Genomic DNA, 19,639 nt, shown 5'->3' with positions numbered 1-19,639 from the left:
ACCAGCAAATTTTTTAAAACTCGTATCGAACAACAAAAATCTTTGGTTATTTTCTGCTAACATAGCTCCCCGTAGCTAGTGAAATATGGAACGCAACAAGCTGAACATCCCACTCTTGATCAACTTCACCTAAAAATTTTAATCATTAATGCTGTAAATCATGACTATGAATATCCAACAGGCGCTCAACCACATTACCAAGAACATTCATTTGACTCAGCCTCAAATGGAAGAAATTATGCGCAGCATCATGCAAGGTGAGGCAACCGAAGCACAAATTGGTGCTTTAATGATGGGCCTACGCATGAAAGGTGAAAGCATTGACGAAATGACAGCTGCTGCACGTGTCATGCGAGAATTTGCGATCAAGATCGATGTTAGTGATATCAAACATTTAGTTGATATTGTGGGTACTGGTGGTGATGGCCAAAATTTATTTAACGTCTCTACAGCGTCAAGCTTTGTCATTGCAGCAGCAGGCGCAACCATTGCAAAACATGGTAACCGTGGCGTTTCAAGTAAATCAGGTTCATCAGACCTACTTGAACAAGCAGGTATTCATCTTGATTTAGATATGCAACAAACCGAACGCTGCATCCGTGAAATGGGTGTAGGTTTCTTGTTTGCTCCAAACCATCATAAAGCCATGAAATACGCTGCTGGTCCACGTCGTGAACTTGGTATTCGAAGTATTTTTAATTTACTCGGCCCACTGACCAATCCGGCTGGTGTAAAACGCTTTGTAATTGGTGTGTTCTCAGATGAACTTTGTCGCCCAATTGCCGAAGTGATGAAACAACTTGGTGCCGAACATGTCATGGTGGTTCATTCAAAAGATGGTCTTGATGAAATCAGCCTTGCCGCTCCTACTGCTATTGCTGAGCTTAAAGACGGTGAAATTACGGAATGGACCCTTAATCCTGAAGATGTGGGAATTGAGTCGCAAACTTTAAGTGGTTTGGTGGTCGCTGATGCATCGGCAAGTCTAAAGTTAATTAAAGATGCTTTAAGCAAAAATAAATCTGATATTGGTGAAAAAGCAGCAAACATGATTGCGCTTAATGCAGGTGCAGGCATCTATGTGGCGGGTATTACCAAAACTTATGCTCAGGCTGTTACATTCGCTCAAGATATTATCTATGGCGGACAGGCATTAGAAAAAATGAGTGTTTTGGCTGAATTTACCAAAACATTAAAGCAATCTCAGGCAGATTAAGGATTTCTCATGATTAATATTCAAAATACCATTTTAGGTAAAATTGTTGACCGTAAACATGAGGAACTTGCTGCGCGTTTAAAACAACGTAATTTGCAAGACGTTGAAGAACTAGCAAAAGCTGCGACTCCAGTTCGAGGTTTTGCTAATGCTTTGCAACATAAACGTCCGGGTGTAATTGCTGAAATTAAAAAAGCCTCTCCATCAAAAGGGATTATTCGCGCAGACTTTAATCCTGCCGAAATTGCCCAGCAATACGAACAAGCAGGAGCAGCATGTTTATCGGTATTGACCGATGTGGATTTCTTTCAGGGTGCAGATGAAAATATTGCGATTGCCCGCAATCATTGTGCCCTCCCTGCTTTACGTAAAGACTTTCTGATTGACCCATATAATGTAGTTGAAGCTCGTGCTTTGCATGCTGACTGTATTTTATTAATTGTTGCATGTTTGTCTGACCAGCAACTCGAAGAAATGTCTAAAACTGCGTTTGAACATCAACTTGATGTATTGGTTGAAGTCCATGACGAAGAAGAAATGGAACGCGCTTTAAGGCTTTCTGAGCAATGTTTATTAGGCGTGAATAACCGTAATTTAAAAACGTTTGATGTGGATTTAAATACGTCTATTCGATTGAAAAAATTACTTCCGGCCTCACGTTTATTAATTACTGAAAGCGGTATTGCGACACCAGATGATGTGCATATGATGCAAGAGCATGATATTCACAGCTTCTTAGTCGGCGAAAGTTTTATGAAACAAACTCGTCCAGATCAAGCTTTTAATGAATTATTTGGGCAGCCTGAGCAAATCTAATTAAATAAGGTTCAAGATACGATTCAGCCTTGAACCTTAATATTCTTTGTTATACCAATTATATTACATAATTCTAATGATTAAATGACCAGCCAAATGCAGCACTAATCCAGTTTGAGAACTCATTAGCTAAATGCCATTGATGCCCTGAAATCACTGTAGGTAAAATCAATAAAGGATACTCAACCGTTAATTTTGCTCGAAAGCCCTTTTCTTCATTACGGAATTGATGTCTAACACCACCAATAGCAAAGCCATCTTTTGAACGTGCAACTCCCGCGATTTGCAAAGGAAAGCTTAAATCAACCCTCGAGCGTAAACTTGATAATTCGTTATAGTCTATGTAAAAGTGAGCCACTAATGGTGAACCACCATTAGTTTCAATGACTTCCTGAGCACCATTATTTGTGGAAATAAGATAATGATCGGGTGTTCCAGCAAGCATTGCTTGTTCATTATTTTGATTGGTACATTTTTCAAACCATTCAACAAACTGCTCTGCCCGTGCATTTTCTACAAATATTTCGATAGAACTTAATCTACGATAGCCAAATGACAAGCGTGCAATCAATTTGGCAAAAAAATCCGAAATTATTAATTCCTTTTTTAATAATGCTTTAATTTTATTTTGTCCCAATTCAGACTTTCTTTTTAGTAAAAGCTCTCTGAGCTCAAGTAAATCTTTACTTTTAGGACTTAGTCCCAGTTTTTTTAATACAAGACGAGCCCGTCGCTTTTCCCACTCAAGAATAGCGGAATTTGTTATGTTCTGGCCGTTTATACAAACATGAATGTTAGAATACATAGAAGAATAACCATTTATACAACCCACTAAAGCAACTATAGTTGCTTTAGTGGGTTGTATAAAGAAATATATGCAGTTTCGGACGAACGATCAGATGCAAAATACAGAAGTAGAATTCAAAAAACAAAGACGTCCAAGAGGACGGTCTGAAAGAATGGTAGCGACAATACACCAGACAACTTATGAATTACTTTTAACGACTGATTACGAAGATATTGAAATACCAGAAATTGCAAAATTAGCACAGGTCAATAAAACAACAATTTATCGTCGTTGGCCGACTAAAATTGAACTCATATTAGATGTTGTATCAACAAGAATCAAAGCAGATGTCGAACTTCCTGATACAGGCAATACCCTTACTGATCTCTGTTTATTTTTAAAAAAGATTGTCATCAGTCTATACACCCCTTTTACCCTTAATATTCTAAAAGCAACCTTAAGTCATCCAGACGAATATGTGCAAAAGGCTAGAAAACGTTTTTGGGACGAGCGTTTTTTATTAGCAAAACCGCTGATTGATCGTGCCATTCAACGAGAAGAGTTAGCTGAGAAGACACAAGTTCGTGAGTTTTTTGAGCTCGCTGCATCCCCATTGTTTTATCGAACTATTATTACTGGAGAATCCATATCTGATCAGGATATAGAGCTTTTTGCTCAAAGAGCAATTACATATTTTAGGCCCCAATAAAAGCAGATATTTACACCAATCTCATCAAAATTATTCAACTGTTCGGCATATCGATATATTTAATTGAATACAAATGAGTTGATGATTTTCTTTGCTAAAATCCATACCGTAGACTGAATGCAATTTAGTTCAAATTATCTCAGTTTCAGACTATAATTTCACACCTCTCTGGTATCTTGCCTATTTTTCAAAAATTATGAGTAAACATGATTCATCGCTTTCTAAAGAGCAACAGAAGTTATTGAAGCAATTTAAAAAGCAAATCTCCAATCCTCATTCAAGCAAAATCACAAATCAGCCTGAGTCTAAAAAATCTCAGGCTGAGTCTGAAGAATTGGAAGATACCCATCTGTTTCAACAGGCTGTTGCAGGTGTAAAACGCATCAACAATAGCAATGTTGCCGATGTAAAAACACCTCGTGCCAGAAAAGTCGACGCACAAACGATAGCGAAACGTGCAGCTGCCGAAGGTGGTCGTGACACCGAACATGCCGAGTTATCAGATACGCAAGCTGCTTTAAATCCGGTCGCAAGCCAAGCAACGTTAAGCTATCGCATCGCGACTCTGCAACATAAGGTTTTTGAAGACTTAAAAGCAGGCAAGATGCGTTGGTTTGAAGCTGTAGATTTACACGGCTGTACCATTGAACAAGCACGTGACGCAGTTTTACAGATTATCCAGATGGCAAAAGATGAAAATCAAAATGTTATCAAAATTGTGCATGGTAAAGGCCCAGAAGCGGTCTTAAAAACCTATGTCAACGGATGGTTACGTCAGCACCGCGATGTTTTAGCTTTTGTCAGTGCTCCAGAAAATCAAGGTGGCACAGGTGCCGTTCTCGTACTGCTTAAACGTGCAGAAAAAAATCCTAAGTTCGAACAAAAAAAATGATCCTTTGGGATCATTTTTTTACATCAAACACCTGCAATAATTGAGCAACTACTGCAATGGCAATCGTTGCAGGTTGTTTCGATGAAATCCCTTCTATCCCGATTGGGCAAACCAAACGTTGTAATGTTTCCTGAGTATAACCTCGCACCTGCATACGTTTTTCAAAAACAGCCCTTTTACTCTTTGAACCAATCATCCCAACATAAGCAAATGGTTTTGCCGTAGGTTTTAAGGCTGTAAAACACAGTTGCAAATCTAGTTGATGATCATGCGTTAAAATTAAAACTGCACCTGAACGGTCAAAATGCTCAATCTCGGCGTTTAAGGTATCAGTTGTTATACAGTGCGCCTGTTCCAGTAAATCGGATGGGAAAATATCATCACGCGGATCAATCCATTTCACCTGAACACCAATAGGCAATAAACAACGAACAATTGCTTCACCCACATGCCCTGCACCACAAATCAGTACTTGCATGGCATAAGGCTGAATCTGCTGGGTAAATCGCCATTGCTCACTACTGTCAGAATCAAACTCGAAACTTGGTTGCTGGTTCATATCCATAGTCTGCCAAGTGGATGCATATTGATGTGAGACGTTACGCCATATATGCTTTCCAGCTCGCCATGCTTGCAAACTCACGGATAAATCCGATGTGACCGTAGCGGGTGATATTTTTTCAAACAATAACCACATTACTCCGCCACAACACTGCCCCAACCGAGCACTGAGGTTAAAGCGTTCAATACGCCTCACACAAGTTTCCGTTTCTTTTAACATTGCTTTAGCAATATCAATCGCCTGAAACTCTAAATGCCCGCCACCGATCGTATCTGACTGCTGCCATTGTTGTTGCAAATTAAATCGCAACAACATCGTTGCACCAACCTCTCGTGGTGTTGAACCATCAGCGCGGACTACTGTGACCAATACCATAGGCAACGCATCGGCTTGCCAAGCTACAAAATCAGTCCACCATTGTAAATGTTGCATAATCTTCTACATTCTAGCTTGTGGGCGAGCAGCCAAAGCTTGTCCCCGTCCAATAGCAATTGCACGTAAAATTTCTTCGGCAGTTGCTGGAGCATTGAGCACGAGCGGAGCTTTTTCGGGAATAGCCGCCTGTACCGCCTGACGAATTGCAGAGAAAACAGATAATGCCAACATAAATGGGGGTTCACCTACCGCTTTGGAGCGGTAAATGGTGTCTGCCTGATTTTGATTATTGAACAGTTTGACATTAAAAATATGAGGAATATCTACACTGGTCGGGATTTTATAAGTTGAAGGCGCATGGGTAAACAAACGGCCTGCGTGTGGTCCATGCGGCTGCCAATACAGCTCTTCTGTCGTAAGCCATCCCATCCCTTGAACAAAACCACCTTCAATTTGCCCAATATCAATTGCAGGGTTAATCGACCGTCCTACATCATGCAAAATGTCAGCACGTAATACTTTCATTTCCCCTGTTAAGGTATCTATTGCGACCTCACTGACTGCTGCACCATAGGCATAATAGAAAAATGGACGCCCCAAATGGTTGACCTGATCATAGTGAATTTCTGGCGTTTTATAAAAACCGCTGTCCCATAGCTGTACACGTGCCATATATGCCCGTTGAACCAAATCTGGAAATGTCCATGAGTGACCATTCGCTGTTGAAACCATACTATCTTCAAAGTGGATTTGGTCAGCATCACTGTCACTTATTTCTGCTGCAAGTTTTGCCAGACGCTCACGAATCTTAATACAAGCATTTTGCACAGCTTTACCGTTTAGATCTGCTCCACTCGATGCTGCAGTTGCCGAAGTATTTGGCACCCGGGAAGTATCGGTTGCAATTAAACGAACACTATCGATGGGTAAACCCAACTCATGTGCAGCAACCTGCCGTACTTTGGTATATAATCCCTGTCCCATTTCTGTACCACCGTGTGTAATCGCGACAGTGCCATCCATGTAGACATACACCAGCGCACCCGCCTGATTGTAATGCACGGCGTTAAACGAAATACCGAACATTAATGGTGTTAACGCAATACCACGCTTAATGATGTCATTGCTCTGATTAAAGGCATGGATGCTCTGTTTGCGTTTCGCGTAATCGCTACTTTGCAATAATTCAGCCACCAATTTTGGCGCAACATTATCACGGACTTCTGCCCCATAGTGCATACGGTCACGTCCGGCGCCAGGCTGCTCAGCAAAGAAATTACGCTGTCGAATTTCAACAGGGTCACAACCTAAATAACGAGCAATGTCATCAATAATATTTTCAATGACAAACATGCCTTGCGGTCCACCAAAACCACGGTATGCCGTATTGGAAACAGTATTGGTTTTACAACGTAAGTTACGTAGCTCAACCGCATTTAAATAATAAGCGTTGCCAATATGACAAATCGCACGTTCATTCACAGGCCCAGAAAGATCAGCCGAAAAACCGCAATTTGAAGCCAATTGAACCTTCAAACCTTGCAAAACACCACTGTCATCAAAAGCCACAGACCACTCATAAGCAAAACCATGACGTTTGCCTGTAGCACTCATGTCGTCATCTCGATCTAAACGCAATTTACACGGACGACCTGTTTTTTGCGCTGCCAAAGATGCAATGCATGCCCACTGTGCCGACTGTGACTCTTTACCACCAAAACCACCACCCATACGGCGACTTTCCACACTGACCTGATGCATATTCATGCCTAGTGCATGACAAATCAGTAACTGCATTTCGGTTGGATGTTGTGTAGAGCAATAGACTTTTAAGCTCTGATTTTCTTGTGGAATCGCATAGGAAATTTGCCCTTCAAGATAGAAATGCTCTTGCCCGCCCAGTTCAATAGAACCTGATAGTAGATGTGCTGCGTTTTGAAATGCCTGCTCAACTTCACCATGGCTAAATTCTACAGGCGGTAAAACCCACGATTCTTTTTCAATCGCATCTTGAATGGTTAAAATCGGAGTTTCAGGCACATACTCAATTTTTGCTAAGCGAACTGCCTGACGAGCTTGCTGATAACTCTCGGCCACGACCACAAATAAGGCTTGTCCATAAAATTCGACCTGCTCTTCTGCAAAAATTGGGTCATCTTTAACAATTGGCCCCCAATTATTTTCAACCTCAATATCCTTTGCCGAAAAAACTGCATGGACACCTTCAGCCTGACGTACTGCATCCAAATCAAACTTACTGATTTTGCCTTTGGCACAATTTGAAAATCCGACTGCCAAATGCATGGTATTTTCAAGCTCGGGTAAATCATCAATATAGGTTGCCTGCCCAGTTACATGTAAATGTGCACTTTCGTGTGGAATCGAGTCGCCTGCTTTAGCGGATTTTTTAGAAATATTTAAGTCAATGGTTTGATTCATATTAGATCTCCACCATAGCAATCAAGTCATTCACACGAGTAATCGTTTTAGACAGAACTTTTTCTACATAAAAACGCTGTAAACAGTTTTTCGCGACGTGTAATCGATATGCCGAGCTAGCACGTCCATCATCTAAAGGCTGATAGTCTTGCGACAAGGCCTGCTGTGCCTGAACGATCAATTCTGCTGTAATTTGCTGACCTTCCAATATGGCTTCTGCATATTTTGCACGTTTGGGAAGAGCCGCCATGCCACCAAAACCAATTCTTACATTGTGAGCGACCTCATAATGATCTAACTCGCAAGAAATGGCCGCACATACAGCAGAAATATCCTGCTCAAAACGCTTGGCAATTTTATAGCTGGCAAATTTAAAACGTGTCTGCCCTTCGCGAAGCGGAATAACAATCGCCTCAACAAACTCACCAAGTCGTAATGCTGTTTTTTGATAATCTATATAAAAGTCTTCCAAAGCAATTTCACGGGTCTGCTCACCTACACGCAAAATCAATCGTGTACCTAGCGTAATTAATGCCGGCATTGAGTCGCCAATAGGCGAACCATTGGCAATATTTCCACCTAGAGTTCCTGCATTTTTAATCGGCATGGAAGCAAAACGGCGCTGTAATTCTTGAAAGTCAGGATAAAAATCTGAAATTTTGATGAGTGCATCACTCAAACTGATATTTGCCCCAATCGTTAAAGCATGGTCTGTGACTACAATCTTTTTCAGCTCTTCAACCTGACCGATATAAAGCATATCGCCCAAATCACGGCCCTGCTTTGTGACCCACAAACCGACATCTGTGCTCCCCGCAACAATACGCGCTTGCGGCAACTGCAAGCGTAATACGGCAAAATCCTGCAAAGTCTTTGGTGCAAAGAATTGTTGACCATGATCATTTAAATGTAATGCAGGCAATGCTTTGATTTCTTTTAATACATCAATTACTTTTTGACGTTCTAATACAACACGTGGATAGTCATAAGCTTTTTGTGCTGCATCTAAAATAGGGCGATAGCCTGTACAGCGACATAAGTTTCCAGAAAGATAATCACTGATTTTATCTTTGCTTGGAGACTGTTGTTCATTTTCATACATTGACCATAACGACATGATAAAACCGGGTGTACAAAAACCGCATTGTGAACCATGCATATCGACCATTGCCTGTTGTACCGGATGAAGTGTGCCATCTTGTACAGGCAATAAGCTACGAAGGTCTTCTACTGTAAATAGGGCCTTACCATCTAAAGTCGGTAAAAACTGAATACACGCATTCACACTACGTAATTGCAGGTTGTCATTGACCAGCTCACCAATCACTACTGTACATGCACCACAATCGCCCTCAGCACAGCCCTCTTTTGTGGCGGTCTGCCTGGTCTTACCAGTTTGAATATACTCTCGCAGAAATTGTAAAACCGTCATTGTAGGTACTACATTTTCTACTTGCTGCTGACCACCACGAAAAAAGAAGGTAATTGGACGCTCTAACATGTTTTATCCTTATGCTTTATAATAATGCTTCTGTGCAAATATGATGCCATACGCGATCATTTAGAACTTACCAATATTAAGCGCACATTTCATGTCCAAACACTTGACTATTAACGATAAAAAACATGAAATTTATTCATCTTTTATTAAGCCTGCGCAAAACCAAAATAAATATAGTGCGAGGATTTATGAACATCAGGTCATGTTTCTGATACAATGCCGAGCTTGTCTAATAGAGTAAATTTATACGTCTTATGTCAATGCAGCAATCGTACGCAAATATCCTGACTGCCGTCGGTGAAGATCTTGATCGTCCCGGCCTTAAAGATACGCCTGTGCGTGCGGCTAAAGCTTTTTCATATTTAACTTCTGGCTATAGTAAAACTTTAGAAGAAGTCACCAATAATGCTGTTTTCCCATCAGATAACCATGAAATGGTATTGGTGAAGAATATTGAATTCTATTCGCTTTGCGAACATCATCTCCTCCCATTCTACGGTCGTGTTCATGTTGCCTATTTACCGGAAGGCAAAGTTCTTGGCTTATCTAAATTTGCACGAATTACCGAGATGTTTGCTCGCCGTTTGCAAATTCAGGAAAATCTGACTCAACAAATCGCAGAAGCTGTCGCAGAAGTGACTGGTGCTCGCGGTGTTGCTGTAGTCATCGATTCAGCACATATGTGTATGATGATGCGTGGTGTAGGTAAACAAGAGTCTACAACCCGTACAGTTTCATTTGTTGGCGATTTTAAAACCGATAAAGAAGCACGCCGTGAATTTTTAAGCGCAGTACCAGAAAGCTATTAATCTGGTTTTAATGCAAAAATAAGAGCCCGACGAAGTTGGGCTTTTTTTTATATCTATTTAAAGTACTTAACCAATAAAACATAACAATTAAATTTGGTGATTTTTGTTATAAAAGTACGCATCTTTATTTTTAAACGATTTAGAGTTAATCATGCGATTTAAAAAAATTTCTTGTCTACTTTTATCCCCGCTTTTTATTTTTAGTACCTCAATTTATGCGGGCAATACACCAAAAGACCAAGAAATTAAAAAACTGGTAGATCAAAATTTTAAACCGTTATTAGATAAATATGATGTGCCGGGTATGGCCGTGGGTGTTATTCAGAATAATAAAAAGTATGAAATGTATTATGGTCTACAATCTATTCAAGATAAAAAAGCCGTAAGTAGCAGTACCATTTTTGAACTAGGTTCTGTCAGTAAATTATTTACCGCGACAGCAGGTGGATATGCAAAAAATAAAGGAAAAATCTCTTTTGACGATACGCCTGGTAAATATTGGAAAGAACTAAAAAACACACCGATTGACCAAGTTAACTTACTTCAACTCGCAACGTATACAAGTGGTAACCTTGCCTTGCAGTTCCCAGATGAAGTACAAACAGACCAACAAGTTTTAACTTTTTTCAAAGACTGGAAACCTAAAAACTCAATCGGTGAATATAGACAATATTCAAATCCAAGCATTGGTTTATTTGGAAAAGTTGTGGCATTGTCTATGAATAAACCTTTCGACCAAGTCTTAGAAAAAACAATTTTTCCAGATCTGGGCTTAAAACATAGCTATGTAAATGTTCCTAAAACTCAGATGCAAAACTATGCTTTTGGCTATAACCAAGAAAATCAGCCAATTCGTGTTAACTCTGGTCCGCTAGATGCCCCAGCATACGGCGTCAAATCGACACTACCCGATATGCTTAAGTTTATTAATGCCAACCTCAACCCACAGAAATATCCGAAAGATATTCAACGTGCAATTAATGAAACACATCAAGGTTTCTATCATGTCGGCACCATGTATCAGGCACTTGGTTGGGAAGAATTTTCTTATCCAGCGCCTTTACAAACTTTATTAGACAGTAATTCAGAACAAATTGTGATGAAGTCTAATAAAGTGACTGCCATTTCAAAAGAACCTTCAGTTAAGATGTTCCACAAAACTGGTTCAACCAATGGTTTTGGAACTTATGTCGTATTCATTCCTAAAGAAAATATTGGCTTAGTCATGTTGACCAATAAACGTATTCCGAATGAAGAACGCATTAAAGCAGCTTATGCTGTGTTAAATGCAATAAAGAAATAATCTTTTGCTAAAACAAAAAAGGAAAAATGATTTCATTCATTTTTCCCTTTTTTTATTCGTAATGCTATTCAAAAGAACCAAACATATCCTAGACTTGATTTCATCCAGTCTTGATGATTTTGTTGTTCATAATCCCAGTTTAATCGAACAGCATTATTGCGATTAATCAGATATTGCCACTGCGTATTGACTCTCAAATTCCATTGATTTTGGTCTTCCCAATAGGGCAATTCGATTTGCACCACAGAGTTGAAACGCTCAAACCATTGGTTCATACAACCTAAAGTCGGGCCTACGCCTACACGCCACCCTTTATCTAGATTTGAACCCGTTTGTACATAGGTTTGTACTTGTCCATAGCAAATATGTTTGCGCTCATAGTCAGCAAGGCTGTAACCAACTTGTGCATTAAAGCTTGCGACGCCGTGTTGTTTGTCTTCACTAAAGCTTCCATCATGAATGGCTTCCTGACGCCAACCTAAATTAAATCCCCAACTCAGTGGTGTTTTAAATGGTTGAATCGGGTTATAAGAGTTCACTTCTAACAGATCAAGACGTTCTAGTTTTAAATGGTCATTTCGCCACTGCGCGTTACCATTTAAAAATAGTAATTGAGTACCGGCACGATATCCGCCTTGAGGGTCTATTAAGTCATGGTAGGCTTGCCGATGACCAAGTTCAATAAACTTATCACCTTGCACCTCACCAGCTTTCACGGAAAAGTTACGCGCGTTATGGCCTTGGGTGGGTTCCTTTGCTGGTCTTTTTGGTTCTTGACGCTGCTTATCTAAATCAATCTGACTTCTGAGTGCTAAAAGCTGACGTAACTGCGGCTGAGCAATGCTTTCTTCTATTTTTCGGCTAATAAATTGGAGGTATAAATCATCGTAAGCCATCTCAAGGATTTTAGCCTGATCTTGTTCACTAAATGATTTTAAAATTTGAGAAGACTGCTGTGTCGGCATCATCGTAATTTGATGAGCCACCTTCGCCAATGAGGCACCATGCTGATGAGCTTGTGCCAATAATTGAGTTTCTAAAGCAGGTCGATACACAGGAGCTTTGGTAAGTCCCTCCTGCTGCATTGATTTAATAGTTTCCATTGGAATGGAGGCATAAGTAAATTTTTCTTGTAAGTTAGATTCAGGTTTTACTAAATCCACTAATCCCAACAATCGATAGGCACAGTTATCACTCACAAAGTAATAAGGGAAACTCACATGTTGCATTTCCCAAATGTGAGACACTAAGAAACGTGTTTCCTCAGGAGTTAAATTTAGCTCATATTCCCATAAATCACGGCTTTCAAAATCGCCATATTCTTTTACTTTACGGTAATAAGGCATTAGTGAATATTCACCCGGATACTGCCCTGTTAAACCTTTCCATGCATATGACCAGTTGTCGTTGCCTGCCACAGTTGCTGCATAATTTACAGCATAGGAAACTAAATTTAATTGCTGCTGATCTTTGGGGTCTAAACGCAATAAAGTATGCCCAAACATGGAGCTCGGATTGCCCATAAAATCAGTCGCATAAATTAATGTCGCTTTGTAGGGTTTAATTTGCCCAATCCAGTTTTCAAATTCGGTACACTTTACTTGAGGCAATTCATTTTCTTGAATGCCGACTTTTTGCATGAGCCATTGACTACGTGCCGGAAACTTACAACGAATCGACTGATTATCTTGAGCCGGCATAAATAATGCCGAGATATCCGCTTTTAGTTCTTCTTTTAAGTTATTTTTTCCATTTTCTGATAGGAAATAGCCACCGTAAGTGACCTCACTTTTCTGGTTTTTATTGGCATACATGAACCTTTGCCATGTAATGTCTTGATCTAGATTTTGTTGTTCTGCGATTGACCAATATTTTTGAATAGATGGATTTATATCTGCTGAATACGCAATATTCACTGCCAAAGAGGCAAAAACTAAAACAACTGACTTCATTAAGCTCATCAATTTTTATCATTAAATATAAGAAAAACCCTGCCATACGACAGGGTTTTCAGTTTCAAACTTATACGTAAGCTTTTAAAACGTCGTCTTTAGCCATTACAGTTTGTAATGATGCTAAAACTTGAAGCGTATTTTGGTTATTTGCAGAATAGATTTCACCAAAGTTTGCTTTTGAAACTTTAAAGAAACGGTCTTTGTCTTGAGGTTTAATTTGCATTAACTCAGCAAGTACGTTCAGGCTTTCACCTTGGCCTACTGCCATATCACGCGCTAAAGCTTCAGCATTTTCATTTGTGAATGTAACCACTTGAGCAGTTACTGTTCCGCCTTGACGGCAGCCTAAAGTACCGAAAGTGATCCCTAATAATTGGTTAGTAAAAATACCGTTTGTTGTTGCAGCAAGAATTTTAGGCGCTACTCCTTTTTTGCCAGCCCATACTTGTGTACCCACACCACAACCTACGTCGTTGTCAGCCATTGCAACACTTGAACCAGCCGCTAATAACGCAGCTAAAGCTAATTTTTTTAACATAGATGTAAATCTCCAAAATCATTATTGATTGTTTCTTATGTGTTGTATTGTTATGTGTAATTTTTATTACACGCTATTAAAGATAGCGAGATGGTTGTGAATTAGCAATTAAAAAATAAACAATATGATAAAAAATGCAAAAGAAAAATTTATCTTAAATTCCAGTTACCTTGATTATCTCGATGACCCAATATTTTAAGTACCAGTACTAAACTTAAGAGTAATAATAAATACCATGACCCCAGTTTACCCCAGCCCACCATATGCCAAGCATCTACCTGACTTGGATAGAGCCAGATTTTATAAAAAGTACTAATATTTTCAGCAATCCAGATGAGAAAAGCGAGTGTAAACAATACAGGCAACATCGGGATTTTAAATTTATGTTCATTGAGCTGAAAATAAAGCTTAGTCTTCCAAAAAATAAAAATACTGATCGCAAATAAAATATATCGGATATCAGGTACAAAAAATTTACTCATAAAGTTTATATATGAGAAAAATGCCAGTAAAAGCATCGTTCCAAAACCTGGGAGCTTTTCAAAAGAAACTTGAAACAGTCGAATTGATCGTGCAAAAAAACTACCTACAGCCGAATACATAAAGCCTGCAAATAAAGGCACAGTTAAAATTTTAAATACCGCAGGCTGAGGATATTGCCATGATGCAATCGCGGGATGCGTTAAAAATATTTCCATGACCATCGCCATGACATGAAATAAAGCAATAACTTTGGCTTCTGCCCATGATTCAAGCTTTAAATAAAGTAAGCAGATCTGGATTAACAATGCATAGATAAGTAAATAATCATAGCGATAAAAACCCATATATTCATGGCTTCCCATCGGCGCTGTTAAAGCAAAAGCAATTAAAAGCAGAATACCAAACAAGGCTGCCGAAACAGCCTTGCCGATAAAATGAATGGGTAAAATCAGATGGCGCACAAAAACTATCCTAGATATTTAGCACTATACTCATGCACTGTATCTACAAAGATTTTTGGTTGCGCAGGGTCTACCCATTGGGTAATACCGTGGCCTAAGTTAGCAACGTAACCTGTTTTTTCACCGTTTGCGTAAGCATCGTCTAACATTGCTTTTACTGCTTTTTCAATTGAAGCAGCCGAGCCATATAAAACAGCAGGATCAAGATTGCCTTGTAACGCTACACGCCCAGAGACAATATTTCGAGCGGTATTAAGCGGAGTAGTCCAGTCCAGTCCTAATGCATCTGCACCAGTGGTAATCATTGGCTCTAACCATTGACCGCCACCTTTCGTGAACACAATAACAGGAATACGGCGGCCATCTTTCTCACGCTGCAAACCAGCAATGATTTTATTCATGTAGTTTAAAGAGAATTCGACGTATTCGCGGTGTGCTAATGCCCCGCCCCAGCTATCAAAGATCTGGATGGCCTGAGCACCAGCATCAATTTGAGCATTTAAATAGTCAATGACTGAATCTGCTAAATGGTCGAGTAAGGCATGCAAAACTTCTGGTTGTGCGTACATCATCTGCTTGGTGAAACGGAACTCTTTACTTGAACCACCTTCAACCATATAAGTCGCAAGCGTCCAAGGACTACCAGAGAAACCAATCAGTGGAACTTGTCCACCTAAAGCTGAGCGAATTGTACTTACCGCATTCATTACATAATCAAGGTCTGATTTTGCATTTAACTTGGGTAAATTCGCCACATCTTGTTCAGTACGTACCGTTTTTTGAAACTTAGGACCTTCTCCTGTTTCAAAATAAAGCCCTAAACCTAATGCATCAGGAATTGTTAAAATATCTGAAAATAAAATCGCTGCGTCTAAGTCGTAACGGCGTAAAGGCTGCAAAGTTACTTCACAAGCAAATTCTGTATTTTTACATAGAGATAGAAAGTCGCCTGCTTTTGAACGTGTTTCACGATATTCAGGCAAATAACGTCCTGCTTGACGCATCATCCATACCGGTGTGGTATCTACAGTTTCGCGTAACAAAGCTCGTAGGAAACGATCATTTTTCAAAGTCGTCATTACCAATCTCTATATTCTTTATGTGGCAGCATCATATCAAAAACATAAAGATTTTTATAATTTCAATTTCACACAAAAAACTCGTCAATCTACTAAAAAATGCATATTTACACAAAAGTCTACTGCAAGCATCAAGGTTTTCTGCAATACTTGCAACATGTTACATCGGGTCTATTGATATTCTTTTAACCACTAAATTGCCAATCTTGAACTCATAGAGATGAGTTATTGGTAGTTTTATGCACTTTTAGATTAGATCAAGCCCCCTATTGCTTATATGAAAATTCTTAAGGTTGAATTACATGTTTGTTCGCTCATTACTCGCTATGAGTTTAAGTTGTATTATTGCTAATGTTGCTTTTGCTGCTTCAACAACTGAGCAACCCCTGAACCCTAAAAAGGTATCAGCTCCTGTAGAAGATCCGATTGATCCTTTAGCAGTAGATGCAGCTTCAACTGTAAAAGCTCAAGCTTCGACACAAATTACCGCTCAAGAACAAAATGACCTAAATCGAGCGTCAACAACATTACAAAATTTGCAAAAAACTGAAGACCCAAATGCCGAGTCTGGTATTGCTGCATCTACACCAGTAGCAGCTAAAACCACAACTGCCTCTGCTACAGCACAAGTACCTGCTGCGTCATGGACTTTAGATAGCTTAAACTCGGCTGAATGGTCTGAGAACATTGGTAAAGGCCAACTTCCAGTTTACGCACGTGCGCATGTTATGCTTAATAATGCACATGCATCGCCAGGTGCGATTGACGGCATGAGCGGTAAAAACACATTAAAAGCAATCTCTTCATTCCAGCAAATGAATGGTTTATCACCTACTGGTGAACTGACTAAAGAAACTTGGGATGCATTAGTTGCTAAACAAACAAAACCAGCATTTATTGAATACACTATTTCTGATGCTGATTTAAAAGGTCCATATGCTGAGTCGATTCCTTCTGACTACGCATTACAGGCCAAAATGAAAGGTTTGTACTACACTCGTGTTAGCGAAATGTTGGGCGAGAAGTTTCACATTGATGAAGCTTTCTTAAAGAAAATTAACCCAACAGCAACATTCAAAAAAGCGGGTGAAAAAATCATTGTTCCAAACGTACGCAATGATTTACCAGAAGACATTCATTTGATTATTGCGCATAAAGGTGCAAAACAACTGTACCTCTTCAACAGTCGTAACCAAATGATTGCGTCATTTCCTGCAACAATTGGCAGTACTGATACGCCTTCTCCGACCGGTACTTACAAGGTAGTTGGTGTAGCACGTAACCCTTGGTATAGCTACTCACCTTCTAACTTCGTACAAGGTAAAAACTTAAAACCTCTTTCTTTACCACCTGGCCCAAATGCTCCTGTAGGTAATATCTGGATCGGTTTAAGTAAAAAATCATTTGGTATTCACGGTACACCAAACCCGTCTTTAATTTCTAAAACAGCTTCTCACGGTTGTATCCGTTTAACTAACTGGGATGCTAACGATTTAGGTAATAAAGTACGTTCAGGCGTAACTGTTAAATTCTTAGAATAATCCTCTTAAATAAAAGAGCCTGCTTTATGCAGGCTTTTTTATTAAATTTTTAATATATCTCAGTGGAATATTTAGTTATTGTTTTGACTATAAACATAACACCAGCCTAAGTTTAATAATTACACAGCAATTTTTGTATTTAGAATATTCAACATGGTTTGCATTTTAGCTTCTGTTTCTAGCCATTCAGCTTCAGCATCTGACCCTTCAACAATTCCCGCACCCGCATATAAGCGCATTTTATTTTCACTGAGTAGACCACATCGAATCGTCACTACCCATTCTCCATTACCCTCGGCATCCATCCAGCCTACTAACCCCGTGTAATAATGTCGGTCATAACCTTCATGATCTAAAATAAACTGCTTAGCAACATGAGTTGGTGAGCCACAAACCGCTGGTGTTGGATGTAATTCTAATGCAAGGTTTAATGCATTCGGTGCCTGTTGTTTGAGCACACCTTGGAACTCTGATGATAAATGCAACATTGTTGATGTTTCTAAAATATCTGGAAATTCAGAAACCTTAAGCTCTACACAATGAGTGGCTAAATTTCTAATAATATTTTCAACCACAATTCGATGTTCATGCTGGTCTTTCTCAGAATGATTTAATTCTTGTTGGCTGACGAAATTTTTTTCAGAAATTTGAGATTTGGGTCTAGAACCGGCCAAAGGATTACTGGTTACAATACGACCTTGTTTTGATAAAAGCAGTTCTGGGCTTGCGCCTAGAATATAATCATTATGTTCTACTGGAATCACAAAATTATAAGCATTTGGATTTTGTTTTAATAAAGCAGCCAATAAATTTTCTGGCTCTTGATGATGGTTAAACTCATATTCAACAGCCTGAGAAAGAACAACTTTTTCTACCTTCTTTTTTTCAAAAGCATCTAAAGCTAACTGTACTGTACCTTCAAATTTTTGGCGTTGAATGAGTAATGATTTATTAATTACCTCAATGTTATTACGTTTTTTTAATGAGTTAATCGTAGAAGATGCTTGTGTTATTTTTTTATGATCAGCATAAAAATTTAAGCTACTTTTCTTTGTAATATCAAAAGGTATAGCACCAATTAAAACTGGATTTTGATGGCCTTGCTTTTTAATTTCTTCAAAACATTTTGCAATCTCATCATTAAATTGTGCGGTATTTGCTGCAGGTGTATTTAGCGTTTTAACGAATTCGTTCACTTCGAGATAATAATTTTTCGTAGAGAAACATGAAAATTTCTTTTGACCGATATGATCTAAATTTTGCTCTACTGATATTTGAGTCTGCATCATCTGTATATCACCTCTCACATTGATTTTTTTCAAGCAAATTCTGTAGTACTTCTTTTTAAATATAGGAGTATAAAAATACTGAAACACACATTAATGCAAATGATTATTATTATCAATAATAAAATTAGTTTTCAATGCAAGAAATTGTAATTATCTCGTTATTTGTATAAAAAAATTGAACTTTAATCTCTAGATTTATCTCGATTGAACTTTCTTGACTAAGGTAAAAATAAAGAAACTCACCATCTAGTTGTTTAAAACTTATATTTTTAAAATCAATAATTTGCTTATATTTTAAATAAATTGCTTTAATGATACTTTCTTTAGCAGAGAATATTACCAAATATAAATATGCTTGTTTTTTTTGCAGCTTTTCAATTTCTGCTTGTTCATTTTTATTTAGAAAAACATCATAAAACTCATCTTTCTTTTGAAAAAAAATATAATGTTTTTGAGACTCTATATCGATCCCAAATATTTTTTCTTGAACCGTGTTATTTCTAGCATATGCGATGGCATGACATGATTTTTTTGATCCAACATGGCTAATCCCACCTATTACTCCTTCGGGCCATAGGGGTTCCCCATGTTTACCTTGATGAACAACAAAATCTTGTAAATTAATGTTTTGTAATGCATATTTTGCTGCTAAGCGTCCCGTCAAGAACTCTAATTGACGAATGAAGCGTGAGCTTTTTATATTCGGTGGAAGAAATATATTCAGCTCCTGATAGATATGATCAAGCTGAGGTATTTCTTTGATTTGGTTGAGCTGGACTTTATGTATATCTAACCCGAAAGCTGTTAGCTTTTCATATTGAATATTTATTTCATCCAGACATGAATTAGCCCCTCTACTTAACTGCTTCTCAGTATTCATAGCC

Annotated in this window: 17 protein-coding genes; 7 read left to right on the top strand and 10 right to left on the bottom strand. The window is 38.7% G+C overall.

Features of this window, described 5'->3' with window-relative positions; genetic code table 11:
* The first annotated feature begins 166 nt into the window (after positions 1 to 166).
* Both trpD and trpC read left to right on the top strand, forming a co-directional pair.
* Positions 167 to 1,216: an anthranilate phosphoribosyltransferase gene (gene trpD / locus AAC388_RS05410; protein ID WP_080759625.1), complete on the top strand. Its 1,050-nt coding sequence runs from the start codon at positions 167 to 169 to the stop codon at positions 1,214 to 1,216.
* 9 nt (positions 1,217 to 1,225) lie between these two features.
* Entirely contained in the window at positions 1,226 to 2,032 is an 807-nt protein-coding gene (gene trpC, locus AAC388_RS05405) for an indole-3-glycerol phosphate synthase TrpC (protein WP_342371293.1), read from the top strand.
* Positions 2,033 to 2,105: 73 nt separating this feature from the next.
* Here trpC and AAC388_RS05400 read toward each other — a convergent pair whose 3' ends face one another.
* Positions 2,106 to 2,837, bottom strand: a complete 732-nt coding sequence (locus AAC388_RS05400; protein WP_002118989.1) for a hypothetical protein — start codon at positions 2,835 to 2,837, stop codon at positions 2,106 to 2,108.
* 94 nt (positions 2,838 to 2,931) lie between these two features.
* Between AAC388_RS05400 and AAC388_RS05395 the strand changes: the two genes are divergently transcribed.
* A complete protein-coding gene (locus AAC388_RS05395; protein ID WP_068530916.1) occupies positions 2,932 to 3,528 on the top strand; it encodes a TetR/AcrR family transcriptional regulator in 597 nt (198 codons plus the stop codon).
* Between the two features lie 196 nt (positions 3,529 to 3,724).
* Positions 3,725 to 4,420 (top strand): Smr/MutS family protein, encoded by a 696-nt coding sequence (locus AAC388_RS05390; RefSeq protein WP_086394248.1) that lies wholly within the window; start codon positions 3,725 to 3,727, stop codon positions 4,418 to 4,420.
* Positions 4,421 to 4,430: 10 nt separating this feature from the next.
* Here the strand turns inward: AAC388_RS05390 and xdhC are convergent, their stop codons facing one another.
* The 3 genes from xdhC to xdhA are packed head-to-tail and all read right to left on the bottom strand — an operon-like array spanning position 4,431 to position 9,297.
* Complete coding sequence (xdhC, locus tag AAC388_RS05385; protein WP_086394247.1) at positions 4,431 to 5,414, bottom strand: xanthine dehydrogenase accessory protein XdhC; 984 nt, start codon at positions 5,412 to 5,414, stop codon at positions 4,431 to 4,433.
* A 6-nt stretch (positions 5,415 to 5,420) separates the two neighbouring features.
* Positions 5,421 to 7,796 carry a xanthine dehydrogenase molybdopterin binding subunit gene (gene xdhB / locus AAC388_RS05380; protein WP_342371292.1) on the bottom strand — a complete coding sequence of 792 codons (2,376 nt, stop codon included), beginning with the start codon at positions 7,794 to 7,796 and terminating at the stop codon, positions 5,421 to 5,423.
* 1 nt (position 7,797) lies between these two features.
* A complete protein-coding gene (gene xdhA, locus AAC388_RS05375; protein WP_342371291.1) occupies positions 7,798 to 9,297 on the bottom strand; it encodes a xanthine dehydrogenase small subunit in 1,500 nt (499 codons plus the stop codon).
* A gap of 260 nt (positions 9,298 to 9,557) precedes the next feature.
* Between xdhA and folE the strand changes: the two genes are divergently transcribed.
* Entirely contained in the window at positions 9,558 to 10,106 is a 549-nt protein-coding gene (folE, locus tag AAC388_RS05370) for a GTP cyclohydrolase I FolE (protein WP_002118643.1), read from the top strand.
* Between the two features lie 151 nt (positions 10,107 to 10,257).
* Positions 10,258 to 11,409 carry an extended-spectrum class C beta-lactamase ADC-253 gene (locus AAC388_RS05365; RefSeq protein ID WP_086394244.1) on the top strand — a complete coding sequence of 384 codons (1,152 nt, stop codon included), beginning with the start codon at positions 10,258 to 10,260 and terminating at the stop codon, positions 11,407 to 11,409.
* Positions 11,410 to 11,477: 68 nt separating this feature from the next.
* Here the strand turns inward: AAC388_RS05365 and AAC388_RS05360 are convergent, their stop codons facing one another.
* The 4 genes from AAC388_RS05360 to hemE form a co-directional block, all read right to left on the bottom strand.
* On the bottom strand, positions 11,478 to 13,370 hold the full coding sequence (locus AAC388_RS05360) for a DUF4105 domain-containing protein (protein ID WP_342371290.1): 1,893 nt from the start codon (positions 13,368 to 13,370) through the stop codon (positions 11,478 to 11,480).
* Positions 13,371 to 13,431: 61 nt separating this feature from the next.
* Positions 13,432 to 13,902, bottom strand: a complete 471-nt coding sequence (locus tag AAC388_RS05355; RefSeq protein WP_003650547.1) for a DUF3015 family protein — start codon at positions 13,900 to 13,902, stop codon at positions 13,432 to 13,434.
* Positions 13,903 to 14,051: 149 nt separating this feature from the next.
* The gene (locus tag AAC388_RS05350) at positions 14,052 to 14,846 is read right to left on the bottom strand and encodes a DUF817 family protein (protein WP_126644819.1); all 795 of its coding nucleotides are present in this window, start codon (positions 14,844 to 14,846) and stop codon (positions 14,052 to 14,054) included.
* A 5-nt stretch (positions 14,847 to 14,851) separates the two neighbouring features.
* Positions 14,852 to 15,925 (bottom strand): uroporphyrinogen decarboxylase, encoded by a 1,074-nt coding sequence (gene hemE / locus AAC388_RS05345; protein WP_284085705.1) that lies wholly within the window; start codon positions 15,923 to 15,925, stop codon positions 14,852 to 14,854.
* 302 nt (positions 15,926 to 16,227) lie between these two features.
* Here hemE and AAC388_RS05340 point away from each other — a divergent pair, with 302 nt between their 5' ends.
* Entirely contained in the window at positions 16,228 to 17,466 is a 1,239-nt protein-coding gene (locus AAC388_RS05340; RefSeq protein ID WP_002118952.1) for a L,D-transpeptidase, read from the top strand.
* A gap of 119 nt (positions 17,467 to 17,585) precedes the next feature.
* Here the strand turns inward: AAC388_RS05340 and basJ are convergent, their stop codons facing one another.
* A complete protein-coding gene (gene basJ, locus AAC388_RS05335; protein ID WP_336030050.1) occupies positions 17,586 to 18,755 on the bottom strand; it encodes an acinetobactin biosynthesis isochorismate synthase BasJ in 1,170 nt (389 codons plus the stop codon).
* 124 nt (positions 18,756 to 18,879) lie between these two features.
* Entirely contained in the window at positions 18,880 to 19,635 is a 756-nt protein-coding gene (locus tag AAC388_RS05330; RefSeq protein WP_101664783.1) for a 4'-phosphopantetheinyl transferase superfamily protein, read from the bottom strand.
* Positions 19,636 to 19,639 lie beyond the last annotated feature (4 nt).

The organism is Acinetobacter sp. D009, from assembly GCF_038562025.1.
GTDB classification, from domain to species: domain Bacteria; phylum Pseudomonadota; class Gammaproteobacteria; order Pseudomonadales; family Moraxellaceae; genus Acinetobacter; species Acinetobacter pittii.
Note: the sequence above shows the minus strand (reverse complement) of the source record. Positions and strands in the feature narration are given on the sequence as shown.

Bases quoted from the DNA above. Each gene is read 5' to 3' on its own strand.
- AAC388_RS05355 (WP_003650547.1), bottom strand. From the start codon at position 13,902: ATGTTAAAAAAATTAGCTTTAGCTGCGTTATTAGCGGCTGGTTCAAGT.
- folE (WP_002118643.1), top strand. From the start codon at position 9,558: ATGCAGCAATCGTACGCAAATATCCTGACTGCCGTCGGTGAAGATCTT.
- AAC388_RS05400 (WP_002118989.1), bottom strand. From the start codon at position 2,837: ATGTATTCTAACATTCATGTTTGTATAAACGGCCAGAACATAACAAAT.
- AAC388_RS05395 (WP_068530916.1), top strand. From the start codon at position 2,932: ATGCAAAATACAGAAGTAGAATTCAAAAAACAAAGACGTCCAAGAGGA.
- basJ (WP_336030050.1), bottom strand. From the start codon at position 18,755: ATGATGCAGACTCAAATATCAGTAGAGCAAAATTTAGATCATATCGGT.
- AAC388_RS05365 (WP_086394244.1), top strand. From the start codon at position 10,258: ATGCGATTTAAAAAAATTTCTTGTCTACTTTTATCCCCGCTTTTTATT.
- AAC388_RS05340 (WP_002118952.1), top strand. From the start codon at position 16,228: ATGTTTGTTCGCTCATTACTCGCTATGAGTTTAAGTTGTATTATTGCT.
- trpD (WP_080759625.1), top strand. From the start codon at position 167: ATGAATATCCAACAGGCGCTCAACCACATTACCAAGAACATTCATTTG.
- AAC388_RS05360 (WP_342371290.1), bottom strand. From the start codon at position 13,370: ATGAGCTTAATGAAGTCAGTTGTTTTAGTTTTTGCCTCTTTGGCAGTG.
- AAC388_RS05390 (WP_086394248.1), top strand. From the start codon at position 3,725: ATGAGTAAACATGATTCATCGCTTTCTAAAGAGCAACAGAAGTTATTG.
- xdhA (WP_342371291.1), bottom strand. From the start codon at position 9,297: ATGTTAGAGCGTCCAATTACCTTCTTTTTTCGTGGTGGTCAGCAGCAA.
- trpC (WP_342371293.1), top strand. From the start codon at position 1,226: ATGATTAATATTCAAAATACCATTTTAGGTAAAATTGTTGACCGTAAA.
- xdhB (WP_342371292.1), bottom strand. From the start codon at position 7,796: ATGAATCAAACCATTGACTTAAATATTTCTAAAAAATCCGCTAAAGCA.
- hemE (WP_284085705.1), bottom strand. From the start codon at position 15,925: ATGACGACTTTGAAAAATGATCGTTTCCTACGAGCTTTGTTACGCGAA.
- xdhC (WP_086394247.1), bottom strand. From the start codon at position 5,414: ATGCAACATTTACAATGGTGGACTGATTTTGTAGCTTGGCAAGCCGAT.
- AAC388_RS05330 (WP_101664783.1), bottom strand. From the start codon at position 19,635: ATGAATACTGAGAAGCAGTTAAGTAGAGGGGCTAATTCATGTCTGGAT.